The following is a 12,103-nucleotide window of genomic DNA, read 5'->3' on the forward strand; positions in this document are numbered from 1 at the left end:
CCCGGGCTTCCCACACACCTTTTCCGATACGGGGCCCTGCCCGGACGAGGCGACCTAGGTCGGCTCGTCCGGGTCGTGGGTGATCAGGTCCCCCGGCTGGCACCGCAGGACCTCGCAGATCCGCGACAGGGTCGAGAAGCGGATGGCCTTGGCCCGGCCGTTCTTGAGCACGGACAGGTTCACGACGGTGATGCCGACCTGCGCGGACAGCTCGGTCAGGGTCATGCCCCGCTCGGCCAGGATCCGGTCCAGGTGGATGCGGATCGCGTGGAGTTCCTCCTCGGGCATCAGATGGTCCCTTCGAGGTCCTCTCGCATGCGTACGCCTTCCCGCATGATCTTGCCCATCACGACCGCGGCGAGACCGGCGAGGACCAGTTCGAGGGACCCGGACATCTCGGGCCCGGAACCCGCGACCGGCGCCATGCTCCCGACGAGCCAGGAGCGCGACGAGCCGACCACGAGACTGGCCAGCGGGGCGCCCGCGGTGACGACCCAGCCGAGCGTGGAGAGCCGTCGCGCGACCGTTTCGGTGAACGGCCCCTTGTCCACGACGGCGTCCAGGAGCCGGGAGAAGAGCAGCAGCACGACGGAGCCGAAGAGCAGCCAGGGCAGCTCGCCCCCGAGGTCGGCGGCGCGCTGGCCCACGGAGGGGTCGTCCTGGCAGAGCCGGGTGCCGCTGCCGGTCGCCTCGACGCCCTTCTCGATCGGGAGGGAGTCCGGCGCCACCTCGGTGTTCGCCCAGAAGCCCGTCTTGACGCAGACCGCCCCGTCGTCGGCCATGTGCGTGATCGCCGTGCCGATGAAGACGAGCCCACTCAGCACCGCGAGCAGCAGGGTCACCGAGGCCAGGGTCTTCGTGAGTCGCGTGTTCATCCCATCCCTACCTATCGATTTTCGATATGACCACGGTAGCGGGCCATATCGATAATCGACAAGTCGCGGCTGCGCGCCGCCCGCGATCAGCGCATCCAGCTCCCGGATCGGCCTCCGGCGGGGCTGGTCGCGGGGGCGAGGTGATCGTCCGCGAAGCGCGGCACCTCGTCGTTCTCGTCGCGGTTGCCGTTCTTCTCGTGGATCCACTTGCCTGCGAGGGCCGGTATCCACGCCGAGTACTCGCTCTGGGTGAGGTCCTTGGCCACCTGGGCGCCGCGCCGGTTGAGGTCGCCGGCGGGGAGAGGGAGCGTCGGGTCGATGCGCTCGGCCGGGGCGTCGGCCATCGTGGTGTCCCACACCTGGAGGGCGAAGGTCGTGCAGTTGCGGGCGGGCGTGCCGGCCCAGCCGCCGGTCAGCAGGTACTTCCAGCTCGGCAGGAGCGTGTACTTCTCGTCGGCCCGCTCACGCCGCGCGATCTCGCGGTCGAACGCGGCCTGCTGGGTGGCGCTGAGCGTCTTGCAGCGGGCCGCCCGGGGCGCGTACGCGCCGTCGCGGTCCTGCTTGCGGCTGGGCCGGTCCCACTCGACCAGGGGCTTGCCGGGCGCGTTGATGTCGTAGCCGGTGTAGTTGACGGACATGCCGTCCACCGGGCTGCCGTCGCCGTTGCGGCCGTCGGGGTCCTGCGGCTGGAAGGAGTACGTGTCGTAGCGGGCCGTGCCGCCCCCGGCGAGCCGCCGCTGGAACGCGCCGTCGGAGTTGAAGTGCACCAGCCAGCTGTGGCCGAAGACGTGCTGGCTCACGTTGAGTTCGTACAGGAGCTTGTTCGTCTGCTCGCCGTAGGAAAGCTTGCCGTACTTGCTCTGGAAGTCATCGGACTTCCAGAGCGCGTGGGCGCGGGTGCCCACGTCCCAGACGTAGCCGCCGGTGGTCTTGTCGGTGATCTCTGTGCTGTAGACGCACAGCGTGTTCTCGGCGGGCGCGGCGCCGCGGTCGGCCGCGCGGGGAGTCGGCGCCGACGGCTCCGCGGCGGCGGCCGGGGAGGCGCAGAGCGCTGCGGCCAAGGCGGTCGCGGCGCAGGTCAGGGGGAGGAAATCGCGTAAAGTCACGGCAAAGGTATACATCTGACAGGCCGTTGATGATCATTTCATGATCGATTTCGAGCCAGTGCCGACGGCGCTCCCCCCGCGCCGTGGGTTCAGCTCGCGCGGCGGGTGAGCGCGCGGCGCACCACCTTGGTGAGCACGGCCGGGTGGAACAGCAGCGTGGGCGGCGCGGACATGTTCAGTACGCGGACGAACCTGGCCCATACGTCCGGGTCGGCCACGGCGAGCGCGAAGACGTGCTCGTTGTACCAGTGGGCGAAGCGGGCGGGAAGTGGCTGGTTACCGGGGGCCCACATCAGGTCGGAGCTGCTGGCCATGGTCCACGGGACCTTGATGAGGCGGGCCGCGCCGCGCTGGTAGGCGCGGCTGAGGCCGTCGAGGCCGGGCGGGCCGCCCCGGCGGCGGCGCAGCAGGCGGCCGAGCAGTTCGGCTTCGAGCGCGCCGACGGTGAGGCCCTGTCCGTACACGGGGTTGAACACGCAGACCGCGTCACCGAGCGCGATCAGGCGCTCCGGCCAGCGGGGGTTCTTGTGGTGCAGGCGCCACTCGTTGCCGGGGTTGGTGTAGCGGTGGATCTCGCCCCGCCGGGTGCCGCGCTTGATCTGCTCGGCGAGGCGCGGATTGTCGAGGCTCTGCGCGAAGTCGAGGTAGCCCTCGTCGTCGGTGGGCGGCACGTGCTGGTCGAAGCCGAACAGCGAGCACATCCAGCGGTGGTGCTCCACGGCGAGGACCACCCCGCCGCGCGGCACGCCGGGCGCGAAGGCCATCTGGTACGCGACGTCGAAGTCAGGGCCGTCCTCGCGGTCCTGCCGCGGACGTTCGTAGCACGCGGACGTGTAGGTGATCTTCGCCTTGATGACGGTCTTGGCGGACACCGGCAGCTTCGCGTCCGTGAGCCAGCGGTCGACGGAGGTGGCGCGGCCGGACGCGTCCACGACGAGGTCGGCGGTGACCTCGACGGAGCCCTCGGCGCCCGCCGTGCGGTAGCGCACCCGGTCCAGGCGGCCGGGGGCGCTCCCGGTGACGGTCTCGCAGTGCGTGGCCCCGAGCAGACGCACCGGCGTGAGCGCCGACACCCGCTGGCGCAGGCACCGTTCGAGCTCGTCGCGGGTGAAGGTCTGGATGGACACCCCGACCCGGTGGCGCGGCGCGAAGCCGGTCGGCAGCAGGAAGCTGATCCGCTCGCCGTAGTCGAAGACGGGCGCGCCGAGGTCCGCGAGTTCGGCCCGCAGCCCGGGGAAGAGACCCTCCAGGACCTCGCCGCCCTTCGCGAGCATCGCGTGCGCGTGGTAGCCCTGCGGGATGTGCGGGTGCACGCCCGTGTCCGCCTGCACCGGGTCGCGCTCCAGGACGAGCACGTCGGCGAAGTGGTCGGCGAGGACGCGCGCGGCGACGAGCCCGGCGTACCCACCACCGACGACGACGGCCCGCTCCCAGCGGGGTCCTGCCTGTGGGCTGCGCTTGTTCGTGGCCATGGCCCGTCCCGTCTCTCTCGGCTCAGCGCGACGGGGCTGAGCGCGGCTCGGTGTGTGCGGCTCGGCGTGCGGGGCTCGGTGTGCGGGGCTCGGCGTGTGCGGCTCAACTCGGGTCGCACGCCTCAGAACTGATGACACTTCACCGCGTGCCACGGAGGCGATCAAGACCGCCCGGGGAGCGCACGGGAGCACACGGCGTCGCAGCGCGACCGCCTCCCCGCAGGCACCCGCCGGCACCCCGTCGGCACCCCTGGGGCCGCCCGGCCGTGAGGACGCCCCGCGAGACGCCCTGGACCACTGGCCGCACGGCCTCGACGACCGGCTGGCCCGGACGGCCGCCCGGACGGCCGCCCGGACGGGGCTGTCCGAGCTGGACACCGCCGTCGTCCTCATCGCCCTCGCCCCCGACCTCGACCGCACCTTCGAGCCGCTCTACGGCTATCTGAACGACGACGGGAGCCGCCGCCGCGCCACCGTGGGCCTCGCGCTCGACCTGTGCGGGGTGCACGCGCACCTGGCGGCGGCTCGCGCCCGCTTCCACCCCTCGGCGCCGCTGCGCGCCCACGGCCTGCTGAGTGTCGAGGACGCCGACCGGCCGCTGCTGTCCCGGGCGTTGCGGGTTCCGGACCGGCTCGTCGCGCACCTGTTGGGCGACGACACCCCGGACGCCTCGCTCCTCGGCGGTCTCGTCCCGATGCCGGAGCCGCCGCCCGCCGCCGGGCACGACGAGGACTTCGCCAAGAGGCTCGCCGCCAGGCTCGGCGGAGGGCCCCTCGCCGTCTACCTGCGGGAGCACCGCGAGGGCGAGACCCTCGCGTCCGCCCTGCGCACGGCGGGCGTCGACGCGCTGCGCCACTCCGGCCCCGCGGACCACGTCCCGGACCTGCTGCGCGAGGCACGGCTGAGCGGCCGGGCGGTCGTGGTGTGCGGCCTGCCCGACCGACCGGGCGATGGTCGAGGAGTTGACCGCTGCCACCGACGTGACCGTTCTGCTCGCCGATCCCCGCCCGCGTCCGCACGGCGCCCGGGGACCTGCCGTGGTGGCGCCGGCTGTTCGGGCCCGGCCGGGAGGAGGCGCCCTGGGCCGGTGAGCGGCCCCGGCTGCGCCGTGTGTTCGACCGGGTCGGCACCTGGGTCACCGTCGTCGTGGTCGTGACGCTGCTCATCCTCGGCGTGGTGTTCATCCCCGACGGCTACAACGCGACGCGTGACCACTTCGCCAAGCGCGCCCCGGTCGAGCCGGACCGGATCAAGGCGTCCCGGGCGTACGAGGGTCACCCCGCGAAGCTGGCGTTCGACAAGCTGAACAACACCTGGTGGGGGCCGGGGGTGGCACAGTCGGGCCAGGGCGAGTGGATCGAGGTGGGGTTCGCGCGGCCGACCCGGCTGCTCGACCTCATCATCACGCCGGGTACGTCGACGCGCGCCGACCGGCTCGACAAGTCCGCGCTGCCGCGTCGGGTGAAGGCGACGATCACCAAGCAGGACGGCAGCACGACGACCCGCGATCTGACCCTGGACCCGGGGGCGGGCGGCCGGCGCCGCGCCTTCCGCGTCGGCGAGGTCACCAAGGTCCGCTTCACGATCGAGTCGGCCCACGCCGCGACCGCGAAGAAGCAGGTGGCCATCGCGGAGATCGAGATGTTCGGCCGCTCCGACGGAAGCAGGACCTGATCCGGCGGGAGCCGGGCCCGACGCGGTCGCGGGGTCCCGGGCGCCACCGGGGCCCCGGGCTTCCGCCCACGTCAGCCCCTGCGCGGCCCCTTCTATACACTGCATGTATAGTTCCCGCATGCCTGCTATACACAAGATGCGGAAGCCCGCGATCAGGTTGCGTCCGCGCACCGCCTTTCTCGGGCTCGCCACGCTCGCCGCGAGCGTGGCCCTGTCCGGCTGCACCAAGCTGGACACCGTGTCCCCGAGCACCGTCCGCAAGGACGCGGTGGACGCGAAAGCCGCTGACCAGGGCACGTTCGGCACCGTGGACTGCCGCAAGGCGAAGTGCATCGCGCTGACCTTCGACGCCGGGCCCAGCGAGAACACGCCACGGCTGCTGAAGATCCTCAAGGAGAAGGCCGTGCCCGCGACCTTCTTCACGCTCGGCAAGAACCACATCGTGAAGTACCCCGAGCTGGTCAAGCAGATGGACGCCGAGGGGCACGAGGTCGCGAGCCACACGTGGTCGCACAAGATCCTCACCAAGATCGACCCCGAGGAGGCGCGCGCCGAGCTGGAGCGCCCCAACAAGGCGATCGAGAAGCTCATCGGCAAGAAGCCGACGCTCATGCGCCCGCCGCAGGGCCGCACCAACGACACCGTCAACAAGATCTCCCGCGAGCTCGGGCTCTCCGAGATCCTGTGGACGGTGACGGCCAAGGACTACACGACGAACGACTCCGCCCTCATCGAGAAGCGGGTCCTGGAACAGTCGAGCCGGGACGGAATCATCCTGCTGCACGACATCTACAAGGGGACCGTGCCCGCGGTGCCGGGCATCATCGACGCCCTGAAGGAGCGCGGGTACGTCTTCGTGACCGTGCCGCAGCTGCTCGCGCCGGGCAAGGCGGAGCCGGGGAAGGTGTACCGCTAGTCGGCGGTCACCACTCCACGTACAGGGCCTCCGGTGACCGGTGGATCAGCGTCGGGCGCATCTTCACCGGCGGCCCGTCCGCAGCGAGCCTGAGGCCGGGGAAGCGCCGCGTGAACAGCTCCAGCGTCACCCGCAGCTGCTCGCGGGCGAGCTGGGCGCCGGGGCAGCCGTGCGCGCCCAGGCCGAAGGCGACGTGCCGGGCGACCGGGGTGCGGGTGATGTCGAAGACGTCGGGGCGTTCGTACCGCCCGGCGTCGCGCCCCGCCGAGCCGAAGCCGACCAGGACCTCGGCGCCCGCCGGGAGTTCGGTGCCCGCGAGGGTGACGGCGCGGGTGGTGACGCGGCGGAAGCCCTGGAGCGCGGTGTCGTAGCGGGCCGCCTCCTCGATGGCCGCGGGGATCCGCTCCGGCTCCTCGCAGAGCAGCTTCCACTGCGCGGGGTGGCGCAGCAGGTGCAGCAGGGTCGTGCCGATCAGCGCCGTGGTGGTCAGGTGCCCGGCGAGCAGGAAGTTGTGCAGGTGCGCGACCAGTTCGGCGCGCTGCCCGAGGGTCAGCGCGGGGCCGGCGCCGTCGGCCTCGGGTTCGCTGTCGTCGGGATCGCTGTCGTCGGGGGCGAGCGAGCCGACCATCTCGCTGCACAGATCGTCCCGGGGCGCGGCGTGCCGGTCCTGTACGTAGCCCTCCAGGAGCCGTCGCAGCGCCACCGTGTCGTGGGCCGCCGCGACCTGCTCGTCCTCCGGGAGCGGCCGGAACAGCAGCTGCTCCGAGCTGTGGCCGCCGCGCACGACCACCGGCACGTCCGCCGGGTCGAGGCCGAGGATCCTGCCGATCACCTGCCCCGGCAGCCGTAGCGCGTAAGCCTCCATCACGTCCACGCGCGGCCCGCCCCGCCTGCCGGGTCCCGCCGCGGCGAGGGCGTCGACCAGGGCCGTCGCCCGCTCGATCACGTACGGCAGGACGGCGGCGACCCGGGCCGGGGAGAGGCCGCGCACGATGGGTGCGCGCAGGCGCTGGTGGGCCGGGCCGTCGGCGGTGACGACGACGCGGCGGCGCGGTCCGCCGCCCTGGTCCTGGCCGAGGACGGCGAGGGCCGCGGGCGCGGGGACGGTGTCCGGGCGCACCGCGTTGGCCGAGGAGAACACGTCGGGCCTGCGCAGCACCTCACGGACGTCGGCGTCCCTGGCGACCAGCCAGGCCTGCAGCTCGGGCACGAAGGTGAGCCCTTCGGCACGCCGGGCGCGCGCGTACAGCGGGTAGGGGTCGCGCATCAACTCGTCGAGCCTGGCGTGCTGTTGCCGCTCCATCCTCCTCATGGTGCCCGAGCCGCCGAGGCCCACGGAAGGGCGCGCGCCCGCCCACGGGGACCGTGCGCCGGCGCGGTCCCCCCGCGGTCCCCTTCAGCCCCGCAGGACCCCCGCGTCAAGGGCCGGGGCGATCACGGTGAACGCCTGGTCCGTCAGGCCCGCCGGGTCCTCCTTGCCCTCGCTGCCGCTCCACCGGTGCAGCACCGTGTCGAAGGCGTTCAGCGCCATCCCGGCGGCCAGGCGCGGGTACATCTCGGCCGCGGCGTCGCGGCCTTCCCGGCGGGCCAGCTCCGCCGCCAGGTCGTCGCGCCACTGCGCCTGCCGCTCCAGGAAGCGGGCGAGCAGCGCGGGCGTCCCGAGGATCAGCCGGACCACGCGCAGCGCCCGCTCGGAGTGGTCGGCGCACTCGCCGAGCGGGACCCAGACGGCGTGCCGCAGCGCCTCGGACGGCCGCTCCCCGGCAGGCCGGGCGGCCAGCTCCGCGCACATGCCGGTGCCCATGTCGGCGAGGAACTGGACGACGACGTCCTCCTTGGACGCGAAGTACCGGAAGAACGTCCGCTTGGAGACGCCCGCCGCGCCCACGATCTCGTCGACGGTGACGGCGTCGAACCCCTTCAGGGCGAGCAACTGCAGCGCCGCTTCGGTCAATTCGTCCGCGACGAGCTGACGCTTGCGCTCGGCCAGGCTGATTTCACGGCGAGAACTCACCCCGCCATGCTACATGCGATGCCCCGCATGGCACTTGGTAGCGCATTGACACTCGGTGTCACGCGAGGCAGCATGTGCCGCATGACGCAGCAGAGCCAGCAGCACGCGCAGCGCGGGCAGCAGCAGCCACGGAAGGGCGGCTGGGACGCCGCCTCCATACCGGACCTGACCGGCCGGGTGTACGTCGTCACGGGGGCCAACAGCGGCCTCGGCCTCGCGACCACCCGCGCCCTCGCCCGCCGGGGCGCGCACGTGGTCCTCGCGGTACGGGACGAGGCGAAGGGCCGCCGGGCCGTGGCGGGGATCACCGCCGACCAGCCGGACGCGAGCCTGGAGGTGCGCCGCCTCGACCTGGCCGACCTCGACTCGGTGCGCGCCTTCGCCGCCGGTCTGCACGCGGACCGCACCGGCTCGAACGGCCCCGGCGGCCTGGACGGCCTCATCAACAACGCGGGCGTGATGGCCCCGCCCCGGACGCTCGGCGCGCAGGGCCACGAGCTCCAGTTCGCCGCCAACCACCTGGGCCACTTCGCGCTCACGGGGCTGCTGCTCGACCTGCTGACGGCGACGCCGGACTCCCGTGTGGTCACGGTGACGTCGACCAACCACCGCCAGGGCCGCCTCGCCTTCGACGACCTCTCCGGGGAGCGGACGTACTCCCCGATGGCGTTCTACAACCAGTCCAAGCTGGCCAACGCCGTCTTCGGCCACGAGCTGCACCGCCGCCTGACCGAGGCGTCGAGCCCCGTCCGCAGCGTCCTCGCCCACCCCGGCTACACCGCCACCAACCTCCAGACGGCCGCCCCGACCGGCATGGTCAAGCTCCTGTTCGGCCGCCTCCTCAAGCCCCTGGCCCAGTCCCCCGACCGGGGCGCCCTCCCCCAGCTCTACGCGGCGACGGCACCGGAGGCACAGGGCGGCGACTTCATCGGCCCCGACGGCCCGGCGGAACTGCGCGGCGCCCCCAAGCGGGTACGCCTCTCCCCCGAAGCGACGAACCCCGAGACCGCGACCCGCCTCTGGACCTTGTCGGAGGACCTGACGGGGGTGCACTTCACGTTCCGGGGAAGGGACTTGAGCCCCTCCACCGGCCACTCGACGTCCCGGGAGGAGGATCTGCCCCCGTCCGGCGATCGAGACGAGGGCGATTGAGGCGAACGCGCAGCGCGATGCCTTCTCAGCCCGTCCGGCGTTCGAGGACGAGCGCGCAGCGCGATGAACAGCAACCCCGTCCGGGGGCGCCGACCGGCCCGACCTCAGGCGACCGACCCGATCCGCCCACCCGTCTTCCGCGTTCCGTCATGGTGGATGGGCGTGTGCGCCCCGGTGAGCGAGACCCCGCTCCCGCCCCGCCGCGAGGCGACGATCTCCGCCGCGATGGACAACGCCGTCTCCTCCGGCGTACGCGCCCCGAGGTCGAGCCCGATGGGCGACCGCAGGCGCGCCAACTCCAGCTCGCTGACGCCGACTTCACGCAGCCGGCGGTTGCGGTCCTGATGGGTGCGGCGCGACCCCATGGCGCCCACGTAGGCCACCGGAAGCCGCAGCGCGAGCCGCAGCAGCGGCACGTCGAACTTGGCGTCGTGCGTGAGGACGCACAGGACGGTGCGGCCGTCGACCTCGGTGCGCTCCAGGTACTCGTGGGGCCACTCGACGACGATCTCGTCGGCGTCGGGGAAGCGGACGGACGTGGCGAAGACGGGCCGGGCGTCGCACACGGTGACGTGGTAGCCGAGGAACTTGCCGACGCGGACGAGGGCCGAGGCGAAGTCGATGGCCCCGAAGACGATCATCCGGGGCGGGGGTACGGAGGACTCGACCAGGACGGTCAGGGGCTGCCCGCAGCGGGAGCCGTCCGCGCCGATCCCGACGGTCGCGGTGCGGCCCGCGTCCAGCAGGGCACGCGCCTCGCCCGCCACGGTCCGGTCCAGCTCGGGATGTCCGCCGAGCCCGCCCTCGTACGGGACGGCGACATCCCGGGCGACCTCCTCCGGGGGCCCGTCCCCGTGCGCGGCCCCCGCGGCCCCGGCCCCGGCGTCCGCGCGGACGAGCAGCACCTGGCCCATCAGCTCGGCCGGGCCTTCGGTGACCCGGGCGACCGCGGCCGCATCGCCCCGGGCCGCGGCGGCGAGGGCGGCGGCGTACACCGGCCGCGCGGGCGAGTCCGCGCGGACCGGCGTCACCATGATGTCGATGACTCCGCCGCAGGTCAGGCCTACGGCGAAGGCGTCGTCGTCGCTGTAGCCGAAGCGTTCGACGACGGTGTCGCCGTCGTCGAGCGCCTGCCGGCACAGCTCGTACACCGCGCCCTCCACACAGCCCCCGGAGACCGACCCGATCGCCGTGCCGTCGCTGTCGACGGCGAGGGCGGCGCCGGGCTGCCGGGGCGCGCTGCCGCCGACGGCCACGACGGTGGCGACGGCGAAGTCACGCCCCTGCTCGACCCACCGGTTCAGCTCTTCGGCGATGTCCAGCATGTCGGCCTCCTCAAGGGCTCTGCGGAGCCTCCCCGAGAGACTCCCCATGTGCGTGTGCGGGGCGGGCGGCGCCTCAGTGGACGCCCATCCAGCTTTCGATGGGGCTGAGGGCGAAGTACACGATGAAGATCACGGTCAGGCCCCACATGAAGGCCCCGATCTCGCGTGCCTTGCCCTGAGCGATCTTGATGGCGACCCAGGCGATGACGCCCGCCGCGACACCGGTGGTGATGGTGTACGTGAAGGGCATCAGGACCACGGTCAGGAAGACCGGGATCGCGGTGGCGCGGTCGGCCCAGTCGACGTGCCGGGCGTTCATCATCATCATGGCTCCGATGACGACGAGCGCGGCGGACGCGACCTCCTGCGGGACGATCGCGGTGACGGGCGTGAAGAACAGGCAGGCCGCGAAGAACAGGCCGGTCACGACGGAGGCGAGACCCGTACGCGCGCCCTCGCCGACGCCGGTCGCGGACTCCACGAAGACGGTCTGCCCCGAGCCGCCCGCGACGCCGCCGATCGCGCCGCCCGCGCCGTCGATGAACAGGGCCTTGGACAGGCCGGGCATGCGGCCCTTGTCGTCGGCCAGGTTGGCCTCGGTGCCGACGCCGATGATCGTCGCCATGGCGTCGAAGAAGCCCGCGAGCACCAGAGTGAAGACGATCATGCCGACCGTCATCGCGCCGACCTCGCCCCAGCCGCCGAACTCGACGTCCCCGAAGAGCGAGAAGTCGGGTGTGGAGACCGCGCTGCCGTGCAGTTCGGGGGCGCCGTTGGCCCACTGCTTGGGGTTGATGACGTCCATCGCGTTCAGGGCGACGGCGACGATCGTGCCGGTGATGATGCCGATCAGGATGGCGCCGGGGGTGTTGCGGGCCTGCAGCATGAAGATCAGGAGCAGGGTGCCGGCGAAGAGCAGGACGGGCCAGCCCTGGAGCTCGCCGGCCGGGCCGAGGGTCAGCGGGGTGGCCTTGCCCTGGTGGACGAAGCCGCCCTTGACCAGGCCGATGATGGCGATGAACAGGCCGATGCCCATCGTGATGCCGTGCTTGAGCGCGAGCGGGATCGCGTTCATGATCATCTCGCGGAGCCCGGTGACGACCAGGAGCATGATCACCACGCCGTACATCACACACATGCCCATGGCCTGCGGCCAGGTCATCTCGGGCGCGACCTGCGAGGCGATGACGCCGGACACGGAGAGCCCGGCGGCCAGGGCCAGCGGCACCTTGCCGACGAAGCCCATGAGCAGGGTGGTGACGGCCGCGGCGAAGGCCGTCGCGGTGATGAGGGCCTTCTGCCCCATCGTGTCGCCCGCGGCGTCCTTGCCGGACAGGATCAGCGGGTTGAGCAGGACGATGTACGCCATCGCCATGAAGGTGGTGATGCCGCCGCGCACCTCACGCGCGACCGTCGATCCTCTGCGGGATATGTGAAAGTACCGGTCGAGCCAAGACCGTCCGGCGGGGACGCGTGAGCCGGAGCCCGCGTCCTCCGCGGTGGTCTTCGGCTCCAGTGACTGCTGGGTCATGGTGCCTACTCCCAAGGTTCAAAGGGGCACCCGCATCA

10 protein-coding genes and 2 pseudogenes are annotated in these 12,103 nt (G+C 72.5%); 4 read left to right on the plus strand and 8 right to left on the minus strand.

The window, feature by feature from the left end; genetic code table 11:
- Positions 1-54: 54 nt before the first annotated feature.
- The 4 genes from QUY26_RS07730 to QUY26_RS07745 form a co-directional block, all read right to left on the minus strand.
- Positions 55-288: a helix-turn-helix domain-containing protein gene (locus QUY26_RS07730; protein WP_289944447.1), complete on the minus strand. Its 234-nt coding sequence runs from the start codon at positions 286-288 to the stop codon at positions 55-57.
- Positions 288-875, minus strand: coding sequence for a DUF2975 domain-containing protein (locus tag QUY26_RS07735; protein WP_289944449.1), 588 nt, complete (start codon positions 873-875; stop codon positions 288-290). Before QUY26_RS07735 ends, QUY26_RS07730 begins: the two co-directional genes overlap by 1 nt.
- An 86-nt stretch (positions 876-961) precedes the next feature.
- Positions 962-1,981 carry a hypothetical protein gene (locus QUY26_RS07740; RefSeq protein ID WP_289944451.1) on the minus strand — a complete coding sequence of 340 codons (1,020 nt, stop codon included), beginning with the start codon at positions 1,979-1,981 and terminating at the stop codon, positions 962-964.
- A gap of 89 nt (positions 1,982-2,070) precedes the next feature.
- On the minus strand, positions 2,071-3,453 hold the full coding sequence (locus QUY26_RS07745) for an NAD(P)/FAD-dependent oxidoreductase (RefSeq protein WP_289944453.1): 1,383 nt from the start codon (positions 3,451-3,453) through the stop codon (positions 2,071-2,073).
- A 94-nt stretch (positions 3,454-3,547) separates the two neighbouring features.
- Here QUY26_RS07745 and QUY26_RS41135 point away from each other — a divergent pair.
- From QUY26_RS41135 to QUY26_RS07760, 3 genes and pseudogenes are all read left to right on the plus strand, one after another.
- Positions 3,548-4,078: pseudogene (locus QUY26_RS41135) on the plus strand (ATP-binding protein); the annotation flags it as partial.
- Between the two features lie 398 nt (positions 4,079-4,476).
- Positions 4,477-5,127, plus strand: a pseudogene (locus QUY26_RS07755) (NADase-type glycan-binding domain-containing protein); the annotation flags it as partial.
- Between the two features lie 136 nt (positions 5,128-5,263).
- On the plus strand, positions 5,264-6,043 hold the full coding sequence (locus QUY26_RS07760) for a polysaccharide deacetylase family protein (protein ID WP_289955573.1): 780 nt from the start codon (positions 5,264-5,266) through the stop codon (positions 6,041-6,043).
- Between the two features lie 7 nt (positions 6,044-6,050).
- Here QUY26_RS07760 and QUY26_RS07765 read toward each other — a convergent pair whose 3' ends face one another.
- Together QUY26_RS07765 and QUY26_RS07770 are read right to left on the minus strand one after the other, a co-directional pair.
- A complete protein-coding gene (locus QUY26_RS07765; RefSeq protein WP_289944457.1) occupies positions 6,051-7,346 on the minus strand; it encodes a cytochrome P450 in 1,296 nt (431 codons plus the stop codon).
- 93 nt (positions 7,347-7,439) lie between these two features.
- Positions 7,440-8,039 carry a TetR family transcriptional regulator gene (locus tag QUY26_RS07770; RefSeq protein WP_436840493.1) on the minus strand — a complete coding sequence of 200 codons (600 nt, stop codon included), beginning with the start codon at positions 8,037-8,039 and terminating at the stop codon, positions 7,440-7,442.
- 99 nt (positions 8,040-8,138) lie between these two features.
- Here QUY26_RS07770 and QUY26_RS07775 point away from each other — a divergent pair, with 99 nt between their 5' ends.
- Entirely contained in the window at positions 8,139-9,209 is a 1,071-nt protein-coding gene (locus QUY26_RS07775) for an oxidoreductase (protein ID WP_289944460.1), read from the plus strand.
- 104 nt (positions 9,210-9,313) lie between these two features.
- On the opposite strand, the gene QUY26_RS07780 is transcribed toward QUY26_RS07775, so the two are convergent.
- Together QUY26_RS07780 and QUY26_RS07785 are read right to left on the minus strand one after the other, a co-directional pair.
- On the minus strand, positions 9,314-10,534 hold the full coding sequence (locus tag QUY26_RS07780) for an XdhC family protein (RefSeq protein WP_289944463.1): 1,221 nt from the start codon (positions 10,532-10,534) through the stop codon (positions 9,314-9,316).
- 73 nt (positions 10,535-10,607) lie between these two features.
- Complete coding sequence (locus QUY26_RS07785; RefSeq protein WP_289944465.1) at positions 10,608-12,065, minus strand: NCS2 family permease; 1,458 nt, start codon at positions 12,063-12,065, stop codon at positions 10,608-10,610.
- Positions 12,066-12,103: the final 38 nt, after the last annotated feature.

Source organism: Streptomyces flavofungini, from assembly GCF_030388665.1.
Taxonomy (GTDB): domain Bacteria; phylum Actinomycetota; class Actinomycetes; order Streptomycetales; family Streptomycetaceae; genus Streptomyces; species Streptomyces flavofungini_A.